This is a genomic window from Aeromicrobium sp. Root344, from assembly GCF_001425755.1.
Classification (GTDB): Bacteria; Actinomycetota; Actinomycetes; order Propionibacteriales; family Nocardioidaceae; genus Aeromicrobium.
This window is the reverse complement of the sequence record NZ_LMDH01000001.1, coordinates 2,597,672-2,617,546: the sequence shown is the minus strand read 5'-3', so window position 1 is coordinate 2,617,546 and position 19,875 is coordinate 2,597,672. Positions and strand designations below refer to the sequence as shown.

General features: G+C 69.1%; 19 protein-coding genes. 5 read left to right on the top strand and 14 right to left on the bottom strand.

Translation table 11 applies throughout. The features are described from left to right. Positions 1–149: 149 nt before the first annotated feature. Positions 150–731 carry a LysM peptidoglycan-binding domain-containing protein gene (locus ASC61_RS12850; RefSeq protein WP_056212501.1) on the top strand — a complete coding sequence of 194 codons (582 nt, stop codon included), beginning with the start codon at positions 150–152 and terminating at the stop codon, positions 729–731. Continuing rightward, positions 728–1,210 (top strand): Rv3235 family protein, encoded by a 483-nt coding sequence (locus ASC61_RS12845; RefSeq protein ID WP_056212499.1) that lies wholly within the window; start codon positions 728–730, stop codon positions 1,208–1,210. Before ASC61_RS12850 ends, ASC61_RS12845 begins: the two co-directional genes overlap by 4 nt. A gap of 72 nt (positions 1,211–1,282) precedes the next feature. Here ASC61_RS12845 and secA read toward each other — a convergent pair whose 3' ends face one another. From secA to ahcY, 9 genes are all read right to left on the bottom strand, one after another. Then, positions 1,283–4,003 carry a preprotein translocase subunit SecA gene (gene secA, locus ASC61_RS12840; RefSeq protein ID WP_056212497.1) on the bottom strand — a complete coding sequence of 907 codons (2,721 nt, stop codon included), beginning with the start codon at positions 4,001–4,003 and terminating at the stop codon, positions 1,283–1,285. 35 nt (positions 4,004–4,038) lie between these two features. Beyond that, entirely contained in the window at positions 4,039–5,250 is a 1,212-nt protein-coding gene (locus ASC61_RS12835) for a winged helix-turn-helix domain-containing protein (protein WP_056212495.1), read from the bottom strand. Positions 5,251–5,279: 29 nt separating this feature from the next. Then, on the bottom strand, positions 5,280–5,942 hold the full coding sequence (locus ASC61_RS12830) for a response regulator (protein ID WP_056212493.1): 663 nt from the start codon (positions 5,940–5,942) through the stop codon (positions 5,280–5,282). Between the two features lie 42 nt (positions 5,943–5,984). Continuing rightward, on the bottom strand, positions 5,985–6,611 hold the full coding sequence (hpf, locus tag ASC61_RS12825) for a ribosome hibernation-promoting factor, HPF/YfiA family (protein ID WP_056212491.1): 627 nt from the start codon (positions 6,609–6,611) through the stop codon (positions 5,985–5,987). A 108-nt stretch (positions 6,612–6,719) separates the two neighbouring features. Next, the gene (locus tag ASC61_RS12820; RefSeq protein WP_056212489.1) at positions 6,720–7,418 is read right to left on the bottom strand and encodes a ComF family protein; all 699 of its coding nucleotides are present in this window, start codon (positions 7,416–7,418) and stop codon (positions 6,720–6,722) included. Positions 7,419–7,478: 60 nt separating this feature from the next. Next, positions 7,479–9,233 (bottom strand): LpqB family beta-propeller domain-containing protein, encoded by a 1,755-nt coding sequence (locus ASC61_RS12815; RefSeq protein ID WP_082530653.1) that lies wholly within the window; start codon positions 9,231–9,233, stop codon positions 7,479–7,481. Further along, on the bottom strand, positions 9,230–10,759 hold the full coding sequence (gene mtrB, locus ASC61_RS12810) for an MtrAB system histidine kinase MtrB (protein WP_056212484.1): 1,530 nt from the start codon (positions 10,757–10,759) through the stop codon (positions 9,230–9,232). Before mtrB ends, ASC61_RS12815 begins: the two co-directional genes overlap by 4 nt. A 38-nt stretch (positions 10,760–10,797) precedes the next feature. Then, the gene (mtrA, locus tag ASC61_RS12805; RefSeq protein ID WP_056212482.1) at positions 10,798–11,496 is read right to left on the bottom strand and encodes an MtrAB system response regulator MtrA; all 699 of its coding nucleotides are present in this window, start codon (positions 11,494–11,496) and stop codon (positions 10,798–10,800) included. An 84-nt stretch (positions 11,497–11,580) separates the two neighbouring features. Then, positions 11,581–13,008, bottom strand: a complete 1,428-nt coding sequence (gene ahcY / locus ASC61_RS12800; protein ID WP_082530652.1) for an adenosylhomocysteinase — start codon at positions 13,006–13,008, stop codon at positions 11,581–11,583. 163 nt (positions 13,009–13,171) lie between these two features. On the opposite strand from ahcY, the gene ASC61_RS12795 reads away from it, so the two are divergent. Together ASC61_RS12795 and mctP are read left to right on the top strand one after the other, a co-directional pair. Further along, complete coding sequence (locus ASC61_RS12795; RefSeq protein WP_056215642.1) at positions 13,172–13,432, top strand: DUF3311 domain-containing protein; 261 nt, start codon at positions 13,172–13,174, stop codon at positions 13,430–13,432. Next, a complete protein-coding gene (gene mctP / locus ASC61_RS12790; RefSeq protein ID WP_056212480.1) occupies positions 13,429–15,099 on the top strand; it encodes a monocarboxylate uptake permease MctP in 1,671 nt (556 codons plus the stop codon). Before ASC61_RS12795 ends, mctP begins: the two co-directional genes overlap by 4 nt. 78 nt (positions 15,100–15,177) lie before the next feature. Here mctP and ASC61_RS12785 read toward each other — a convergent pair whose 3' ends face one another. Genes ASC61_RS12785 through ASC61_RS12775 form a run of 4 tightly spaced genes read right to left on the bottom strand, consistent with a single transcriptional unit; the run spans position 15,178 to position 18,014 of the window. Further along, positions 15,178–16,158, bottom strand: a complete 981-nt coding sequence (locus ASC61_RS12785) for a cation diffusion facilitator family transporter (protein WP_056212478.1) — start codon at positions 16,156–16,158, stop codon at positions 15,178–15,180. Between the two features lie 3 nt (positions 16,159–16,161). Then, positions 16,162–16,329: a Trm112 family protein gene (locus ASC61_RS19445; protein ID WP_082530651.1), complete on the bottom strand. Its 168-nt coding sequence runs from the start codon at positions 16,327–16,329 to the stop codon at positions 16,162–16,164. A gap of 9 nt (positions 16,330–16,338) precedes the next feature. Beyond that, complete coding sequence (locus ASC61_RS12780) at positions 16,339–17,697, bottom strand: phosphomannomutase/phosphoglucomutase (protein WP_056212476.1); 1,359 nt, start codon at positions 17,695–17,697, stop codon at positions 16,339–16,341. Further along, a complete protein-coding gene (locus tag ASC61_RS12775) occupies positions 17,694–18,014 on the bottom strand; it encodes a DUF3499 domain-containing protein (RefSeq protein ID WP_327019501.1) in 321 nt (106 codons plus the stop codon). The genes ASC61_RS12780 and ASC61_RS12775 overlap by 4 nt, the downstream gene beginning before the upstream one ends. 57 nt (positions 18,015–18,071) lie before the next feature. On the opposite strand from ASC61_RS12775, the gene ASC61_RS12770 reads away from it, so the two are divergent. After that, the gene (locus ASC61_RS12770) at positions 18,072–18,518 is read left to right on the top strand and encodes a metallopeptidase family protein (RefSeq protein ID WP_082530650.1); all 447 of its coding nucleotides are present in this window, start codon (positions 18,072–18,074) and stop codon (positions 18,516–18,518) included. An 11-nt stretch (positions 18,519–18,529) separates the two neighbouring features. Here ASC61_RS12770 and ASC61_RS12765 read toward each other — a convergent pair. Beyond that, the coding region (locus ASC61_RS12765) for a DUF5719 family protein (protein WP_235503553.1) at positions 18,530–19,875 on the bottom strand (1,346 nt) is incomplete at its 5' end.

Genomic DNA, 19,875 nt, shown 5'->3' with positions numbered 1-19,875 from the left:
ATCCCAGCCGTGCACCCGCACGACAGTGTGCACACCCCTGCGCACAGGTGTTGACAGTCGCTGCCAAACGGTCTTGTCTGTACTCAAACGTACTCAAACGTCATCCAACACATCGATCGGGGGGTCGGATGCTGTCTCGGGCTGGGTGGGTGGTCACGACGCTCGCCGTCGCGAGCGTGGGGCTGCTGGCGCCCGGCGCCGACGCGACCGTCAGGGCCCTGCGCGGAGACAGCTTTCCGGAGGCGCTGCTCGCCCTCGGCTGCGTCGTGCAGCTGGCACTGTCGAGCTGGGTGCTGCTCGTCGCGGCACTGTCGCTCGTGCGGGCGCCGGCGCCTCTCCTGCGGGCGGTCACTCCTCGCCTGCTGCGCCGCGCCCTGTTCGCCGGGACCGTCGGCGCCTTGGCGCTGGGACCCGTGCATGCCGACCGTGGCGGCGCACCGAGCCGGCCCCAGCACGACCTCACCGGCCTCCGGCTCCCGGACCGGCCACTCGGCACGGCCACGGTCGACCGCCCGGCTCCTCAGGTGAGCTCCTCCCCCGTCGTCGTACGTCCCGGTGACACGCTCTGGGCGATCGCCGCCCGCTCGTTGCCGGGCGACCCCACCGACGCCGAGGTCGCGCGAGCCTGCGCCCAGTGGCACGCCGCCAACCGGGACGTCATCGGCGACGACCCCGACCTGATCTTCCCCATGCAACGCCTCGTTCCGCCGCTCGGGAAGGACCCCACATGAAGACCGCGACCGCCCTGCTCGTCCCCTCACTGCAACCGTCGTTCGCCGGACCGGTCGAACCGGCTCCGGGCCAGATCCCGCTGCCCTTCCCCGGCCTGAGCCCGGTCCTGCCGGTGCCAGTCGAGCGTGGCGACGCCGCGCCGATGCGCCAGCGTGCCGCCCGGTTCATGCAGGCGCTGGTCGAGGTCCTGTCCGGTGAGCGGGCCGCGCGGCAGATGGCTGCGTGGATGGCGCCCGACGTCTACGACCAGCTGACCAGCCGCCTGTCAGCGCACGCTCGGGTGCCCTTGCGAGCCCGTTCGGGTCACGGCGCCCGTATCGCCTCGGTCCACGTGTCGATGGTCCACGACGGCGCGGCCGAGATCGCCGGCCGCATGGTGCACCGCGGCCGCTCGAGGGCGCTCGCGGTGCGCCTCGAGCTGCAGACCACCCACCGCGGCGACCAGGTCTGGAAGTGCACAGCGTTGACGTGGGCCTGAACGCGCTGAGCCTGACGTTTCTGCAGCGACACGCCGCGGCGGCGGTGCAGAAACGTCAGGCTCAGCGCGTACTCAGCGGTTGTTCTTGCGCGACTTCCGCTGCTGCTTGGCCTTCTGGCGTGCCTTGTTCTTGGCGTTGGCCTGGCGACGCGCCTCGGTCTCCGGCGTGTCCTCCTCGGCGGTGTCCCCGTGAACCTCGGCGATACCGTCCTCGCTCGGCGCGGAGTAGGACAGCGCCTGCGGCTTCTTGTCCGCGGTCAGTCCCTTGGCGGTCAACTGCGGCTCCGCCTCGGCGGCCTGCTCGACCTGGACGTCCAGGTTGAACAAGAACCCGACGGACTCCTCGGCGATGCCTTCCATCATGGCGTTGAACAGGTCGAAACCCTCGCGCTGGTACTCCACGAGCGGATCGCGCTGTGAGTACGCCCGCAGGCCGATGCCCTCGCGCAGGTAGTCCATCTCGTAGAGGTGCTCGCGCCACTTGCGGTCGAGGACACTCAGGACGACCCGGCGCTCGAGCTCGCGCATGACCTCCGAGCCGAGCTCCTCCTCACGCCTGCCATAGGCCGCCAAGGCGTCCTCGGAGATCGCTTCCTGGAGGTACTCGCGGGACAGACCCTCACGGCCACCGACCTCGGCCTCGACGCCGTCGACGGTCACGCCGATCGGGTAGAGCGTGCCGAGTGCGGTCCACAGCTGATCGAGCTCCCACTCCTCGGGGAATCCCTCGGTGGCGCCATGGACGTAGGCGCCGGTGACCTCGCTGATCATCGAGGTGACCCACTCGTGCATGTCCTCGCCCTCGAGCACGCGACGGCGTTCGGCGTAGATGACCTCACGCTGGCGGCTCATGACGTCGTCGTACTTGAGGATGTTCTTGCGGGTGTCGAAGTTCTGCGCCTCGACCTGAGCCTGCGCCGAGGCGATGGCGCCCGTGACGCGCTTGTTCTCGATCGGCACGTCGTCGGGGATCTTCATGGTCTGCAGGACCCAGTTGACCCAGTCGGCCTTGAACAGGCGCATCAGGTCGTCCTCGAGCGACAGGTAGAAGCGGGTCTCGCCCGGGTCGCCCTGACGGCCGGAGCGACCACGCAGCTGGTTGTCGATGCGGCGCGACTCGTGGCGCTCGGTGCCGATCACGGCCAGGCCGCCGACCGACGCGACCTCGTCGTGCTCGGCTGCGACCTGCTCCTCCATCGCCTTGAGGGTCTGGGGCCATGCGGCCTCGTACGCTTCGGAGTCCTCGAGCGGGTCGAGACCCTTCTTGCGCAGTGCCTGGTCCGCGAGGAACTCGACGCTGCCGCCGAGCATGATGTCGGTGCCGCGCCCCGCCATGTTGGTGGCGACCGTGACGGCGCCCTTGTGGCCGGCCATCGCGACGATCGCGGCCTCGCGGTCGTGCTGCTTGGCGTTGAGCACCTCGTGCGGGACCCCCCGCTTCTTGAGCTGCTTGGAGAGCCGCTCGCTCTTCTCGACGCTGGTCGTACCGACCAGGATCGGCTGGCCGTTGGAGTGCCGCTCGACGATGTCCTCGACGACGGCGTCGAACTTGGCCTGCTCGGTGCGGTAGACGAGGTCGGGCTGGTCGACGCGGGCGACCTCACGGTTGGTGGGGATCGGGACGACGCCGAGCTTGTAGATCTTGTCGAACTCCGAGGCCTCGGTGAGCGCCGTGCCGGTCATGCCGCTGAGCTTGTCGTAGAGCCGGAAGTAGTTCTGCAGCGTGATCGTGGCGAGGGTCTGGTACTCCTCGCGGATGCGCACGCCCTCCTTGGCCTCGATCGCCTGGTGCAGGCCCTCGTTGTAGCGGCGTCCGTCGAGGATGCGACCGGTGTGCTCGTCGACGATCAGGACCTCGCCCTCCATGACGACGTAGTCCTTGTCGTTCTTGAACAGCTCCTTGGCCTTGATGGCGTTGTTGAGGAAGCTGATCAGCGGGGTGTTGACCGCGTCATAGAGATTGTCGATGCCGAGCTGGTCCTCGACCCGGTCGATGCCCTCCTCGGTGACGGCGATGGTGCGCTTCTTCTCGTCGACCTCGTAGTGCTCGTCAATGGTCATGGCGCCGACGATCTTGGCGAACTCCGCGTACCACTTGACCTCTTCCTCGGTGGGGCCCGAGATGATCAGCGGGGTGCGGGCCTCGTCGATGAGGATCGAGTCGACCTCGTCGACGACGGCGAAGTTGTGACCGCGCTGGACGCAGTCGGCGATGTCGTCGGCCATGTTGTCGCGCAGGTAGTCGAAGCCGAACTCGTTGTTGGTGCCGTAGGTGATGTCGGCGGCGTAGGCCTCACGACGCTCGTTGGGCGTCATGGACGGCAGGATCATGCCGACGCTCAGGCCGAGGAAGTGGTGCACGCGGCCCATCCACTCGGCGTGGTACTTCGCGAGGTAGTCGTTGACCGTGACGACGTGCACGCCCTTGCCGCTGAGTGCGTTGAGGTAGGCCGGCAGGGTCGAGACCAGGGTCTTGCCCTCGCCGGTCTTCATCTCGGCGATGTTGCCGAGGTGCAGCGCCGCACCGCCCATGATCTGGACGTCGAAGTGCCGCTGACCGAGCACGCGCTGTGCCGCCTCACGGACGGTCGCGAACGCCTCGGGCATGAGGTCGTCGAGCGTCGAACCCTCTGCGAGGCGGGTCCGGAACTCCTCGGTCATGCCACGGAGCTCGTCATCGCTCATGGCGTGGAACTCGTCCTCGAGGGCGTTGACCTGCTTGGCGACCGCCTGGAGCTGCTTGAGGATCTTGCCTTCGCCCATGCGAAGGATCTTGTCGATGACCTTGGGCACGAATGTACTTCCTGCAGAAAGAGTTGAGAGCCTGTTCAGTCTAGGTGACGAGCAAGCGACCGCGTGAGTTCCCCGGCCAGATCGCCCTTGGCCGGAGGTGTGACGGTCGCGAGGCCGAGCCAGCCGGCCATGAGCCGCAGCTCCGCGGCCAGCTCGTCGGCGGCCTCGTCGGGTGCGTGCGACTCGGCCCAGGCCCCGTGGACCACGAGCGCGCCCGCCTGCCGATCGGCCTTGAGGTCGACTCGAGCGACGAGCCGGTCGCCGAGCAGGAACGGCAAGACGTAGTAGCCGTGCATCCGCTTCTCGGCGGGGACGTAGATCTCGATGCGATAGCGGAACTCGAACAGCTGCTCGGTGCGGGTGCGCTCGAACACGAGCGGATCGAACGGACTCAGCAGCGCCCGGGCCGCAACCTTGCGGGGGCGCACGGCGTCGCGATGCAGGTAGGCCGGGCGCTTCCAACCCGCGATCGTGGCCGGCACGAGCTCGCCGGTCGCGACCAGGTCGTCGATCGCCACCTTGGTCGGCTCGGGCGCCATGCGGAAGTAGTCGCGCAGGCACTGCGCCGTGCCGACGCCCAACGCCTGAGCGGCATGGCTGACGAGCAGCCGATGGGCCTGCCGGCTGTCGAGGGGCTCGGCGTCGAGCTGTGCCTGCGGGATGACCCGCTCGGGCAGGTCGTAGACCCGCTCGAACGCGGAGTTGCGCCGCGCGGCGGTGACCTGTCCCTTGTAGAAGAGGTACTCCAGCGCCATCTTGACCTCGGACCAGTTCCAGCCCCAGTTGTCCTTGTCACGCGGCGCGTCGTGCTCGATCTCGCGAGCCGTCAACGGGCCCTTGGCGCGCACCTCCTCGAGCACCCAGGCCACGAACTCGGGCTTCTCGCGGATGATCCGCGCCATGTTGCCCCACATGCGGGCCCCGGACTCCATGCGGAACTGGAACGCCTGCCACAGGTTGACGTCGACGAGCGCTGCCTCGTGCGCCCAGTACTCGAACAGGCGCCGCGGGCGGCGCGACGCAGCCCGGTGCAGGAGCTCACGGTCATAGGGACCGAGGCGCGAGAACAACGGCATGTAGTGGGCGCGGACCAGCACGTTGACCGAGTCGATCTGGAAGAAGCCGAGACGCTCGACGACCCGATTGAGGTGCCGCGAGGCGACCTCGCCGCCGAGACCGGGGCGTGGACGCGTGAAGCCCTGTGCGCCGAGAGCGATGCGACGAGCCTGCGTCGTGGTCAGCTGCATGGACCCGATCGTCGTCTAGCGGTGTGACATTAAGGGATGTCGTCGACGAGCTTGCTGCGCACGGCGTACATCGCCGCTTCCATGCGGGACTTCATCTGCAGCTTCTCGAGAATGTTGCGGATGTGGTTCTTGACCGTGTTCTCGCTGATGAACAGCTCTTCGGCGATCTCACGGTTGCTGCGGCCACGCGCGACGTGGCGCAGCACCCCGAGCTCGCGCGGCGTGAGGTTGGTCGTCGGCGCGGGGCTCTTGGACATGTGGACGAACTCGTCGAGCAGCTTGGTCGCCATGCTGGGGCTGATCAGCGACTGGCCCGAGGCGACGAGGCGTACGGCCTCGGCGACCTGCTCGTAGGTCGATCCGTCCTTGAGCAGATAGCCCGAGGCTCCGCTGCGGATCGACTCGTAGAGATCGGACTCGTCATCGCTCGCGGTGAGCATGATGATGCCCGTCGTCGGCGAGATCTCCTTGATCGCGGCACACACCTCGACGCCGCTGCGACCCGGCATGCGGACGTCGAGCAGGACGATGTCGTAGGGGTTCTCGGCGACCATCTCGAGCGCCTTGTCGCCGTCGTCGACCTCTTCGAGCTCGAGCGCGTCGTCGGCGCTGAGCACCATCTTGACGCCGCGTCGGAAGAGCTCCTGGTCATCGACCAGGAGCACCCGAATGCTGTCGCCCCGAGAACTCACATCTCGATCATGCCACGTGTCGAGCCAACTGGCGCACTATGACTACTCGGAGACGTCGAGGTGGATGACTCCGTAGTCGTATCCCTTGCGCAGGTAGACCACGCTCGGGCGCATCGAGTCCTTCTCGAGGAACAGGTAGAAGTCGTGCCCCACGAGCTCCATCTCGTACATCGCCTGGTCGAGCGTCATGGGTGACGCCTGGTGGGTCTTCTCGCGCACGACGATCGGGCAGTCGCCCTCGGAGTCGATCGGCGAGGCCTGGCTGGTGGGCACGTCGTCGTCCGGCTCGTCGGCCTGGAGACCGTCGAGCGGCAGCTCGGCGGTGGCCGAGGACAACGACGTCGGCGCGTGCCGCCCGTGGTGGATGCGGCTGCGGTCGACGGAGCGGCGCAGGCGGGACTCGAGCTTGTCGATCGCGGCGTCGAGCGCGGAGTGCTGGTCGGTGGAGGCTGCCTCGGCGCGTACGGCCGGGCCCCGGGAGCGCAGGGTCATCTCGACCTTGGCGGCGGTGTCCTGCTGACGGGGGTTCTTCTCGTGCGTGACCTCGACCTCGACGCGACTGATCTTCTGGCGGGAGTCGTACTTCTCGAGCCGGTGAAGTTTTTCCTCGACGTGCTCGCGGAAACGCTCGGAGATCTCGCTGTTGCGACCGTTGACGACAATTTCCATGGGAACTCCCTTGCCTCGGTGTCGCGCCCTAAACCATCAGCGCAGTCTTCATGCCATACCTGTGACGTTAGACCGCCCTCCAAGGAATCACCAGAGCAGCCGAGAAGTTCATCCCCGATGCTCAGGAATGCGAGGGGTCGCGGCCACGACGGCGATGCCGACCGGCCGATGACCGGCCGCCGTCAGCACCCTGACAGCCTCCGAGACGGTGGCACCGGTCGTCAGGATGTCGTCCACGACGATGACGTCGCGGCCCGCCAACGACCGGTCCGTGCGGAGCCGGAACGCACCACGGAGGTTGCGGGCCCGGGCTGCTGCGTCGAGCCCCACCTGGTCGGCCGTCTCCCGCGCCGGGGTCAACGCCTGGCACACCCGCGCGTCGATCCCGACCCGTCGCAGGAGCCGGACCGTGGACCGGCTGAGCTCGTCGACGAGGTCGCAACCGCGCTCGCGCCTGCTGCGTCGGGACGTCGGCACGGGGACGAGGACGATCGGCCACCGCGGCTGGACGTGCTCGACGACCGACGCCGCCAGCAGGTGGTCGAGCACCGAGGTCAGCCGCGTGTTGCCCGACTCCTTCCAGGCCACCAGGACGCGCCGCAGGACATCGGCGTTGGCCCCGGCGGCGACCGGTGGCACCCGGGTGGGCCGGCGCAACGCAGGGGGGCACGGCTGCGGCCACGCGACGTCGGGCGCGGGCCGGATCGCGACGCCGCACGTACGACACAGGGTCAGGGCCGGCCGGCCGCACCCGGCGCACTGAGCGCCGAGCAACAGGTCGGCGGCGGGGATCAGCAGCTCGCGCATCCACCGAGCATCGCGTCCCCGTCAGCCGTCCGCGTCACGTCGGGCGTGCCCTGTGGACGGTCAGCGGCCGTACGTCAGGCCTGTGAGCCTGATGCCCGGCAGGAGCCGCCACGACCCTCCGGGGGCGAGGAACCACAGCCGGTTGCGCGCGTCCGTCGCGTAGCGGTTGGCGCTGCCGCCGGACCCGAGAGCGAGGGCTCGCGCCCCGACATCAGGGAGCAGGACACCGCCGCGGGACAGCCCTCCCGTCGTCGAGGACCCGTCGATCGCCGTGGTGTAGACCTGGCGACCGGACTGGCTCTCGGCGAGATAGCTGAGCTCGGTGCCGGATGACCAGGAGACCGATCGCGGGGACGGCGCAGGTGTGTAGACCTCCGAAGGCGTGCCGAGGCCGAGGACCCGGTCCTTGGCGTCGCGCCGGACCGCGCCGACCTGGATCGAGGACCCCGCAGCACCGCGGGCCGTGACCGCGTAGCGCGAGCCGTCGGGCGACAACGCGAAGGTCGTCACGTCAAGCCCTGCGAGCCCGCCCGTGGCAAGGGTTCGGATGCGGGTGCCGGTCACCAGGCGTACGCGGGTGCCGGAACCCTGGTCGTCGACCACCCACACGTTGCCGTCTCCGTCCCACTGGGGCGTGAGGAGCCGGGAGCCGGCGAACGTACGCGCGTTGGTCCCCTTGCGGTTGGTGATCCGCACGAGGTTGCGTCCGGCCAGCACCGCGGCGACGCCGTCGTCCGACACACCGATCGCCACGGCGCCGCGTGCATCGCTGCCCCAGGCCCCGCTGAGGCGCTTGACGGCGTCGTCGTCGATCTGCACGACGTGGTCGTCACTGATCGCGTACGCCCGGCCGCGCGCGATGCTCGGGCCGTAGCCGCCCCACGACCCGATGTCCTGGGTCGTGCCGCCGTTGCTCGACAGCACCGTGGCCTCGCCGGCCAGCCGGACGGAGGTGATGCCGCGAACCTGGCGAAGGGTCCACACGATCTGCGCCGAGAGGTGGTCCTGGACCGACTCGCTGAGCACCGAGAAGTCGGCGCTGAAGGACACGTCTGCCACCCCGTCGTCCGACACCGGCACCGACGGCCGCAGCACGTCGAGGGGCGGGACGTACGTCCGGGCGACACCGGCAATCGATGCGGCCGGACCCCGCGCGAGGTTGGTGACCAGCCCGGTGGCGAGCTGGTCGCCGACGACGAGGTGCACCGGGTCGGGCACGAGCCGGCGGCCGGGTCGGTCGAAGTTGTAGAGGTTGAAGGGGCGGAAGTAGTCGTCGAAGTACTTCTGGCTGATGAGCAGGCCGACCTGGGGATTGGCGATGCGCCACTCGCCGTCGACCCGCTCCAACCGGTAGGACAGCACGAGCGGGCTCGCCCGCCGGGTGTAGTGCCCCTGCTGGTCAAGCCTGGCGTCCTCGAACAGGCGGGCGCTGAGCTCGACCGGGTTGCGGGTCTTGTCGGTCGTCTCCCCGTCCTCCCCCGCCGCGAGCGTCGGCCCGGAGATCGTGGCGGACGAATAGACGCGCACGCTCGCCGACGGGCTCCACCGTTTGGCTCCGGCGGGCGTGAGGAACGCCGTCGCGATGCCGGACGAGGCCGGATAGGCCAGCATCGCGTCGAGGTAGCCCCGGACGATCTGCTGAGGCGAGGCCCCCTCGGCCGGGCGCGCCGGGGAGTAGCGCACGGTGCTCTCGCCGAGCCCGCCGTCATCGGCCACCTTGGTGACCGGGCCGGACGACGGGATGCCGGCGCACGCGGAGACCGCCAGGAGCGCGCCCACCGCGACGGCCGCCCTCAGGCGTGGGGTGAGGTTCATGCGAACACCGAGGTGATGGCGGGGAACTTGGCGGTGCCCTCGGGCTTGGGGATCGTCAGGACGAACTCACTGCCCTCGCCCGGGCGGCCCCACGCCTGCAGGGTTCCGCCGTGCAGTGCGGCGTCCTCGCGGGAGATCGCCAGGCCGAGGCCCGTGCCGCCCTGCGTACGCGCAGGGTCGGCACGCCAGAAGCGGTCGAACACCCGGAGGTTCTCGTCACCGGACAGGCCCACCCCGAAGTCGCGCACCGCCAACGAGACACAGCCGTCGTTCTGCGCGACCTCGATCTCGAGGCGCGGAGATCCGCTGTACTTCGCGGCGTTGGTCAGCAGGTTGCGCACGATGCGGTCGATGCGCCGGATGTCGGCCTCCACGATCGCCGGCTCGTCCACGCCGATCAGCGTGACGTCGATGCCCTTGCGAGCCAGCGTCGGGTCGTCCGCGCCGCTGCGCGCGACCTGGCTGAGGTCGATCGTGTCGAGCTCGAGCTTGGCCGCGCCCGCGTCGAAGCGGCTCAGGTCGAGCAGGTCGGACAACAGCGACTCGAAGCGGTCGAGCTCGCCCTTGAGCAGCTCGGCCGACCGCGCCGTCTGGGGGTCGAACCGCTCGCGGGCGTCGTAGAGCACCTCGCTGGCCATCTGGACCGTCGTGAGCGGGGTGCGGAGCTCGTGCGACACGTCGGAGACGAAGCGCTGCTGCAGGCGCGAGAGGTTCTCGAGGCGACGGATCTGACTCTGCAGGCTCGCCGCCATCTGGTTGAACGACGAGCTCAGGCGGGCGATGTCGTCCTCGCCGCTGACGTGCATGCGCTGCTCGAGGTTGCCGCTGGCGTAGCGCTCGGCGATGCGGCGCGCGAGGCGTACGGGATCGAGCACCTGCCGCGACACCAGCCAGGCGACACCGCCCACCATCAGCACCATCGCCAGCCCACCGAGCAGCAGGGCGCGACGCACGAGGTCGAGGGTCTCCTGCTGGTCCTCCATCGAGAACAGGTAGAACAGCGCGTACGTGTCGCCCGTGCCCGGAGCGCGCAGCTGGCTGCCGACCACGACCGACGGATGCGTGTCCGACGAGCCCAGCAGTGCGAGGTCGGAGTAGCGCCAATAGGTTCCGGGCCTGGACCGGACGGCCTTGTCGAGGTCGGCCGGCAGCGAACCCGCCTCGATCGCGGCTGAGGAACGTACGGGCACCTCGCCCGTGCCGGTCAGCAGCGGTCCCTCGAGCACCAGCTCGTACGTGCGCTTGGCGCCGCGCGAGCTCGTGAGCGAGTCGACCATCTGGGTCAGCGCCTGCGACTGGGTCGCCGGCTCGGTCTCGACCGAGGCGTCGAGCTGGGTCTGGGCGTAGTCGAATCCGGACTTGGCCTCGGAGATCGCCGCGACCCGGCGGCTGTCGGCGAGCCCGCCGGCCACGTCGCGCAGCAGCGCCCAGCCGGTCAGCGAGATCACGAGCGCGCTGAGCACGATCGTGCTCGTGACGACCCGGGCCTGGATCGACCGGCGCCACAGGCGGGTCACGCGGCGCATCTAGGGCATCCCTGCCCCGCCGGACGGGCGTTGCCGCGTCATGCGGGCGGCGTGATCGCCTGGTAGCCGACTCCGCGGACGGTGCGGATGATCTGCGGGTTCTCGGCGTCGTCCTCGATCTTGGACCGGAGGCGCGTCATGTGGACGTTGACGAGCTTGGTGTCGCCCGGGTGGTGGTAGCCCCAGACCTTCTGCAGCAGCGTCTCGCGCGTGAAGACCTGGGCCGGATCGCTCAGCAGGCAGGCCAGCAGGTCGAACTCCAGCGGGGTCAGCTCGAGCGGCTCGCCCTTGCGGGTCACGGTGTGACCGGCCGGGTCGAGCACGATGTCGCCGAACACGAGTGGCTCCGCGAGCTGGTCCGAGCGGCGCAGTCGGGCCCGGATGCGCGCGACGAGCTCGGTGTTCTTGAACGGCTTGGTGATGTAGTCGTCCGCTCCGGCCTCGAGCCCGGCGACGACGTCGGGCGTGTCGGACTTGGCGGTCAGCATGATGATCGGCACGGCCGACTTCTCGCGGATCTGCCGGCACACGCTCATGCCGTCCAGGCCCGGCAGCATCAGGTCGAGTAGCACGACATCGGGCTTGAACTGGCTGAACGCCGCCATGACCCGGTCGCCGGAACGGCACACCGCAGCGGTCAGGCCCTCGCCCTCGAGGACGATCGTGAGCATCTCGGCGAGCGAGGCGTCATCGTCGACGACGAGCACGCGATCACGCTTCGTACGTCGATAGCTCATAGGAACCCATGATACGGAGGCGGGGACAGCGACGGGCGCCAGATGCGAACACCTGGCGCCCGGAGCGATGTGTCGTGCGGTGACTCAGTAGCGGTAGTGGTCCGACTTGTAGGGACCCGCGACGTCGACGCCGAGGTAGGCGGCCTGCTCCTTGGTGAGCTCGGTGAGCTCGACACCGAGGGCGTCGAGGTGCAGGCGGGCGACCTCTTCGTCGAGGTGCTTGGGCAGGACGTGGACGCCCAGCTCGTACTGGCTGGCCTTGGAGTAGAGCTCGATCTGGGCCAGGACCTGGTTGGTGAACGAGTTGGACATCACGAACGACGGGTGGCCGGTCGCGTTGCCGAGGTTGAGCAGACGGCCCTCGGACAGCACGATGAGCTTCTTGCCGTCGGGGAAGATCCACTGGTGGACCTGCGGCTTGATCTCGTCCTTGACGATGCCGGGGATCTTGGCCAGGCCGGCCATGTTGATCTCGTTGTCGAAGTGGCCGATGTTGCCGACGATCGCCTGGTGCTTCATCTTCTCGAAGTGCTCGACACGGATGATGTCGAAGTTGCCCGTCGTGGTGATGAAGATGTCGGCGGTCTCGACGACCGACTCGAGGCGCTTGACCTCGTAGCCGTCCATCGCGGCCTGCAGCGCGCAGATCGGGTCGATCTCGGTGACGATGACGCGAGCGCCCTGGCCGCGCAGCGACTCGGCGGAGCCCTTGCCGACGTCGCCGTAGCCACAGACGACCGCGACCTTGCCGCCGATCATGACGTCGGTGGCGCGGTTGAGGCCGTCGATCAGCGAGTGGCGGCAGCCGTACTTGTTGTCGAACTTGCTCTTGGTGACCGAGTCGTTGACGTTGATCGCCGGGAAGAGCAGCGTGCCGTCACGGAAACGGTCGTAGAGGCGCAGGACGCCGGTGGTGGTCTCCTCCGAGACGCCCTTGATGTCCTTGGAGATGTTGGTCCAGTGCTGCGGCTTGTTGGCGACCGAGCGGGCCAGCACACGCAGCACCTCCTTGAACTCCTCGTTGTCGGTGCTGTCCTGCGACGGCACGGAGCCGGTCTTCTCGTACTCGACGCCGAGGTGCAGCAGCATCGTGATGTCGCCACCGTCGTCGAGCAGGACGTTGGGTCCGCCTTCGGCGAAGTCGAAGACCTTCTCGGCCTCGTCCCAGTACTCGCCCAGCGTCTCGCCCTTCCAGGCGAAGACCGGCGTGCCCTTGGGGTCCTCGGGGGTGCCGTCACGACCGACGACGACCGCGGCAGCGGCGTGGTCCTGGGTCGAGAAGATGTTGCACGTCGCCCAGCGGACGTCGGCGCCGAGGTCCACGAGGGTCTCGATCAGCACGGCGGTCTGGATCGTCATGTGCAGGGAGCCGGCGATGCGGGCTCCGGCGAGTGGCTTGTCCTTGCCATAGCGCTCGCGCATGGCCATGAGTCCCGGCATCTCGTGCTCGGCGAGGTCGATTTCCTTGCGACCGTACTCCGCGAGGGACAGGTCAGCGACGTTGTAATCCATGGTCGACAGCGTACCGGCGGGTAGGCGTCCCCACCGAATCGGCGGGCACATGTGAGGGATCCGACAAACGTCGGGCCCCGGCTTTCGCTCGCCACGCGTCGGGCGTACGGTGTCGGAGGACTGTGACGGGGGTCACGGCCGGACTGACTGGGGGGTCATGTCGATGCCAGAGCACACACCGCCGGGCAAGGGTCCACTGATCGGGGCGGGGGTGGCGCTGGCAGTTGCCATCGTCGTCCCGCTGCTCGTCTGGACGTACGCCAAGGCCGATCCCGAGCTGTGGGGCATCCCGTTCTTCTTCTGGTACCAGTTCCTGCTGGTCATCGGGTCCGTCGTCCTGACGTCGCTCGCCTACCGACTCGTCATCGGCCATGAGCGGCAGCGACGCCTCGCCGAAGGACGTACGAACGGGGACGCGCGATGAACGACGTCGACCCGGTCTCGCTCAGCATCTTCCTGTTCTTCTTCCTGCTCGTCACGGTCCTCGGCTTCCTCGCCGCGCGGTGGCGCAAGGCCGAGACGCTCGACAACCTCGACGAGTGGGGGCTGGGCGGGCGCAGCTTCGGCACGTTCGTCGCGTGGTTCCTCATCGGCGGCGACATCTACACGGCCTACACGTTCATCGCGGTGCCTGCGCTGCTCTATGCCGGCAACGCCACGGGATTCTTCGCGGTGCCCTACACGATCATCCTCTACCCGATCATCTTCATCTTCCTGCCACGACTGTGGTCGGTCTCGCACCGTCGGGCGTACGTGACACCGGCCGACTTCGTGCAGGGCCGGTTCGACTCCCGCGGCCTCTCGCTGGCCATCGCGTTCACCGGCATCCTGGCGACGCTGCCCTACATCGCACTGCAGCTCGTCGGCATCCAGGCGGTGCTCGATGTGATGGGGCTCGGCGGCGGCGAGGACGCCAGCTGGTTCCGCAAGGACATCCCGCTGTTCGTCGCGTTCGCCCTGTTGGCGGCCTACACCTACTCCTCGGGGCTGCGGGCGCCCGCGCTCATCGCGTTCGTCAAGGACACGCTGATCTACCTCGTCATCATCGTCGCGGTGATCTACCTGCCGACGCAGCTCGGCGGCTGGAGCGGCATCTTCGACTCCGCCGGCAAGGCCTTCGACTCGTTCAACAAGGACAGCGCCGACGCCATCGCGGCCGGTGAGGCGAGGCCCAAGGGGCTGATCCCGGGTCTGGGGGTCTCCCAGTGGGCGTACGCCACGCTGTCGCTCGGCTCGGCGCTTGCGCTCTTCATGTATCCGCACTCGGTGACCGCGGTGCTGTCGACCAAGAACCGCAACATCATCCGGCGCAACGCGGCGCTGCTGCCGGCGTACTCGTTCCTGCTCGGCCTCCTGGCCCTGCTCGGCATCGCCGCGGTCGCTGCCGGGATCCAGGTCAAGAACCCGCAGCTGGCGATCCCGCAGCTGTTCGAGCAGGAGTTCTCGCCCTGGTTCGCCGGGGTCGCGTTCGCCGCGATCGTCATCGGCGCGTTCGTGCCGGCCGCGATCATGTCGATCGCCGCCGCCAACCTGTGGACGCGCAACATCTACAAGGCGTTCCTCAACCCGGGCGCGACGGACGCGCAGGAGGCCAAGCAGAGCAAGCTCGCCAGCCTGCTGGTGAAGTTCGGCGCGCTGCTGTTCGTGCTGGCGCTGCCCAAGGACTTCGCGATCAACCTGCAGCTGCTGGGCGGCATCTGGATCCTGCAGACGCTGCCGGCGATCGTCATCGGCCTCTACACGCGCTGGTTCCACCGCTACGCCTTGATCGCCGGTTGGGCGATCGGCATGGTGTGGGGCACGGTCGCGGCCTACAACACGCCGGTCGTCGGTGACCCGGGGTCGCATTTCGGCGGCTCCGTCGCTCCGCTCGAGGTGCTCGGGGTCAACCTGAGCGACAACCTGATCTACTTCGGGCTGACGGCGCTCGTGCTCAACCTGATCGTCGCGGCCGTCGGCACCGTCATCTGCCGCGCGCTCGACATCGACGCCGGGACGGACGACACGCACCCGACGGACTACCTGGCCGACGCCGGCGACCCGGAGGTCGTCGACCGCCTCGACCCGCTGTCGACCCCACCGGTGGACTAGTCACCGCGATGTGGCGGCCGGACCACCACCGATCACCTGCCCGGTGGTGGTCTGTCCGCCACATCGCGGGGCGTCCTGCTAGTGGCTGGGGGCGCTCGGGGGTGTGGGGCGGGCGTCGGGGACGTGGTCGGCACGATAGACGTCGGGCTCGACGTAGACCTGCTGTGCCATCGGCTCCGCCGCCCGTACGTTGCGCTCGGCGGCGTCGATGACCTCGGCGATGCCGGCACCGGTCGCGTCGGCCTCGATGCCGATCTTGACCGCGACGAGCAGCTCTTCGGGCGCGATGTGCAGCGTCTTCATGTGGATGATCTGCGTGACGCCCGACGTGGACTCGATCGCCGAGCGCATCCGGCCGATCGCGTCCTTGCTCGCGGACTCACCGATCAGCAGGCTCTTGACCTCGATGGCCAGGACGATCGCGACGACGATCAGCAGCACACCGATGAAGCCGGTGCCGACGACGTCGAAGTAGGCGTTGTCGGTGAGCAGCGACAGGCTCACGGCGAGGAACGCCGCGACGAGGCCGATCAGCGCGGCGAAGTCCTCGAGGAGGATGACGGGCAGCTCCGGCGACTTGGCGCGGCGGATGAACGACCACCAGCTCTGCGCGCCACGGACCTTGTTGCCCTCGACGATCGCGGTGCGGAACGACAATGACTCGAGCACGATCGCGATGCCCAACACGACGAGCGGGACGAGGCGCCATGTGCTGTCGAGGCCGGCGTCATGACCCTCATGGATCTCGTGCCACTTGTGGTACGCCTCGTAGAGCGCGAACAGGCCGCCGACGCTGAACAGCACGATCGAGACGACGAACGCGTAGATGTAGCGCTCCCGGCCGAACCCGAAGGGGTGCTCCTCGGTGGCCTCGCGTTGCGAGCGCTTGCCGCCGACCAGCAGCAGCACCTGGTTGCCGGAGTCGGCCAGCGAGTGGATCGACTCGGCCAGCATCGACGAGAATCCCGTCAGCAGGAATGCGATGAACTTCGTGATGGCGATGCCGGTGTTGGCCAGGAGCGCAGCGATGACCGCCTTGTTGCCGCCTTCGGTCGACATCGCTCAGATGCTCCGCGCTTCGTCGACGAGCATCACGGGGATGTCGCGACGGACGGGATAGGCGAGGGCGCAGGCGGTGCAGACGAGCTCACTGGCCTCGTCGTCGACCGCCAGGGTGGCCCGGCACTGCGGGCAGACCAGGATCTCGAGCAGGGCGGGGTCAAGATTCATGCGAGCAGCCTACCGACGTATCACCGCGAGGACTTCATCGCGGACACGCGCCATCGTCTCGTCGTCGTCACCCTCGACGTTGAGCCGCAGCAGGGGCTCGGTGTTGGAGGCCCGCACGTTGAACCACCACCGGTCGCCCGTGATCGTCAGGCCGTCGAGCGTGTCCTGTGGAAGCTCGGCGTACGTCGTGGAGAGCTCCTCGAGAATCGCCGGGCCGTCGTCGACGGTGCTGTTGATCTCGCCGGAGGCGACGTAGCGCTCGTACTGCGCCATCAGCTCGGACACCGTGCCGTCGGTCTCGGCGAGCGCCGCCATGACGTGCAGCGCGGCGATCATGCCGGAGTCGGCGAGGAAGAAGTCCTTGAAGTAGAAGTGCCCCGAGTGCTCGCCGCCGAACACCGCGCCGGTGCGCGCCATCTCCGCCTTGATCAACGAGTGCCCGACGGGCGTACGCACGGCGGTGCCACCGTTCTCGGCGATGATCTCCGGCACGGCCCGGGACGTGATGACGTTGTGCAGGATCGTCGCGCCGGGCGTCGTGAGCAGGGCGCGGGAGGCGATGAGCGCCGTGATCGCCGACGGCGAGACGACGTCGCCGAGCTCGTCGACCACGAAGCAGCGGTCGGCGTCGCCGTCGAACGCCAGGCCGATGTCGGCGCCGGTCTCGCGCACCGTGGCCTGCAGGTCGACCAGGGTGCTGTGGTCGAGCGGGTTGGCGTCGTGGTTGGGGAAGGTGCCGTCGAGGTCGAAGTACATCGGCGTCAGCTCGACGTTGAGCGTCGCGAAGACCGACGGCACGGTGTGCCCGGCCATGCCGTTGCCGGCATCGGCCACGACCTCGAGGCGGCGCCGGTCGGGGATCGGCACGATCTCGTGGAGATAGGCGGCATAGCGGCTGAGCGCGTCGAGCTCCTCGTACGTCCCCGTCGGCTCCGGCAGCTCGGTGCGGGCCAGGAGCTCGGTGGCCTGCTCGGCGATCGCCGCGAGCCCGGTGTCGTAGCCGATCGGCTTGGCCCCGGCGCGGCACAGCTTGATGCCGTTGTACTCCGCCGGGTTGTGGCTCGCCGTGATCATGGCGCCGGGCAGGTCGAGGTCGCCGGACGCGAAGTAGAGCAGGTCGGTCGACGCCAGGCCGATGCCGATGATGTTGCCGCCCTGGGCGCGTACCCCATCTGAGAACGCCTCGACGAGCAGCGGCGACGTGTCGCGCATGTCGTGGCCGATCACGGCGGTGCCGCCTCCGGCCACACCGGTCTCGAGCGCGAACGCCTCGCCGAGGGCACGGGTCAGGGCAGGGTCGAGCTGTTCGGGCGAGCGGCCGCGTACGTCGTACGCCTTGACCACCTCCGCCAGACGGGGGTCGATCAAGAGTCGGGCCTCACGAGTCGAAGGGCTGGTGGTCCATCGGGTTGCGGAGCGGGCGGGCGACCGGCTTCGCGTACGGCATCGGCCAGGGCCAGCAGGTCGTCGCGCGTGGGCTCGGCTGCCGCGGGGTCGGGCGCGAGGCGCAGGACGTTCCAGCCCTGCGGCGCCGACATGCGCTGCGAGTGCTCGGCGCACAGGTCATAGGTGTGCGGCTCGGCGTAGGTCGCGAGGGGACCCAGCACCGCCGTCTGGTCCGCATAGACATAGGTCAGCGTCGCCACTGCCGTCTGGGAGCACGCAGATCGCGTGCATCGTCTCACCGCACCCACGAGGTGAGGTTATCCCTGACGCCGAGGCGCGCGCGTTAGGCTCACCGCATGGATCACTTCGGCGGTGCCGTCAGCGGCCCCCGACCCGGCCGGATGCGTGACCGACGAGGCCGCGGGCCCCGCGGACCGATGGCACTGCCCGGGCCGCTGTCGCCACGCAGCGTGCCGGTGCACCGTCCCGCGAGGGCGTCGTTCGACCTGCTGGTCGGCGACGTGCTGGCGGCCCTCGAGCCGCACTTCGCGGTCGAGCCGGATCACGTCGACGTCGTCGTCGAGGAAGCGCCGATGCTGCCGCCGGAATGGACCGATGACGTGCCGCTGAGCATCGTCGCGCCCGGGCCCGAGGGCGCACGCGTCGTGCTGTTCCGCATCCCGATCGCCCAGCGGTGCTCTGGCAACGAGGACCTCGAGGACCTCGTCTGGACGGTCGTCCTCGACCGGCTCGCCGAGGTCTGGCACATGTCGCCGGACGACCTCGACCCGCGACCGCGCTAGTTAGCCCGCTCTCAGGAGACCGGGCGGACCTGGGGGCTCAGCACGGTGACCGGGGCCGCCGTCAACGCCAGCGAGCTGATGCCGTCGCCCTTGACGTACGTCGCGGCCGCGACGACCTTGCCGTGGGGCGTCACCACGAAGTAGGCCGCCTCCGGCGTCTCGAGCCTGGTCCAGGTCGTGGTGCCGGCCTTGATCTTGACGGTCGTCGCCGCCAAGCGCCGCATCGACGAGTCGTAGGCCTGCACGTCGACCGTCGCCGCCGCACCCGGCGCGGTCAGGAGCAGTCGCGGCGCACCGATCTTGGGACCGACCTCGATCGGTACGACGGCCGGACCGGTCAGCGCCGGGACAGCCTCGGCGTAGGCGTAGTCCTTGGCGCTGGGCGCCATGCGAACCGTCGCGGAGACCGGCTGGTCCGACGTGACCTGCAGCGCCTGGGCACCGGCGCCGGCGGACTTGGGCACCGTGATCGACCGGGTCGCGCCGGCTCGTACCTTGATCTGCTCCAAGCCGGACGGGGCGAACGTGTTCTTCGCGCCGATGACCTTGACTGCGACCCGTGCGGTGTCGGCGCCGGGATTGAGCAGCATCAGCGTCCGGCCATCAGCGCCCTGGACCAGTCCACCGATGACCTGCGTGCGACGGGGCGACAACGTCGCGGACACCGGCTCGGTGCCGCTGAAGACCGTCGTGGCACTGTCGTTGACGACCGCCGAGAGCGAGCCACGGCGCCGGTGCACGTGCATCGCCAGCTCGGGCTCCCCTGCGGCCAGCTCATCGAGCCGGATGCGGCGCACCGACGAGGGACCGACCACGATGCCTTCGGACCCGACGGCGTCGATCTTGCCCTTGGGCCCCCACAGCGACAGGTCGACGGCGGCCGGGGTGTCGGCGAGGTTCGTCAGGATCAGGGTCGAGAAGTGCTTGCCGCCCGAGCCGAGACCCAGCAGCCAGGCGTCGTCGACGACGCCCGGGCACGAACCGACCACGAGTCCGCCGCCGCCCTTCTTGGGGGCGGTGCCGGCGAAGAATCCCACCGGACCAGATGCCCGGCCGGTCTGCTGGACCATCACCCCGGAGCCGTCGACCACGGACGTACGCCATGCGGACGGCTTCTCGAGCTCCGCGTCACGCGCACGCCCCGGGAAGATGTTGGCCTTGGCACCTGAGCCGGCGCGCACCTGGCCGGACGCCACCGTGATGACCGAGCCGGCCGGGCAGGCGTACGACGCCTCACCGACGACCACTCGAGACGGGGGACGCGCCGACTCCGAGCTCGACGGGGCGACGAGGGCGAGCAGGACTAGAGCCACCGCGGCGAACGGCAGCACCAGGATGCGGAAGTCCTTCATGCAGA

Coding starts and splice junctions, on each gene's coding strand:
- ASC61_RS12845 (WP_056212499.1), top strand. CDS start 728: ATGAAGACCGCGACCGCCCTGCTCGTCCCCTCACTGCAACCGTCGTTC.
- ASC61_RS12835 (WP_056212495.1), bottom strand. CDS start 5,250: ATGCAGCTGACCACGACGCAGGCTCGTCGCATCGCTCTCGGCGCACAG.
- hpf (WP_056212491.1), bottom strand. CDS start 6,611: ATGGAAATTGTCGTCAACGGTCGCAACAGCGAGATCTCCGAGCGTTTC.
- ASC61_RS12820 (WP_056212489.1), bottom strand. CDS start 7,418: ATGCGCGAGCTGCTGATCCCCGCCGCCGACCTGTTGCTCGGCGCTCAG.
- ASC61_RS12815 (WP_082530653.1), bottom strand. CDS start 9,233: ATGAACCTCACCCCACGCCTGAGGGCGGCCGTCGCGGTGGGCGCGCTC.
- mtrB (WP_056212484.1), bottom strand. CDS start 10,759: ATGCGCCGCGTGACCCGCCTGTGGCGCCGGTCGATCCAGGCCCGGGTC.
- mtrA (WP_056212482.1), bottom strand. CDS start 11,496: ATGAGCTATCGACGTACGAAGCGTGATCGCGTGCTCGTCGTCGACGAT.
- ahcY (WP_082530652.1), bottom strand. CDS start 13,008: ATGGATTACAACGTCGCTGACCTGTCCCTCGCGGAGTACGGTCGCAAG.
- ASC61_RS12795 (WP_056215642.1), top strand. CDS start 13,172: ATGCCAGAGCACACACCGCCGGGCAAGGGTCCACTGATCGGGGCGGGG.
- mctP (WP_056212480.1), top strand. CDS start 13,429: ATGAACGACGTCGACCCGGTCTCGCTCAGCATCTTCCTGTTCTTCTTC.
- ASC61_RS12785 (WP_056212478.1), bottom strand. CDS start 16,158: ATGTCGACCGAAGGCGGCAACAAGGCGGTCATCGCTGCGCTCCTGGCC.
- ASC61_RS19445 (WP_082530651.1), bottom strand. CDS start 16,329: ATGAATCTTGACCCCGCCCTGCTCGAGATCCTGGTCTGCCCGCAGTGC.
- ASC61_RS12770 (WP_082530650.1), top strand. CDS start 18,072: ATGGATCACTTCGGCGGTGCCGTCAGCGGCCCCCGACCCGGCCGGATG.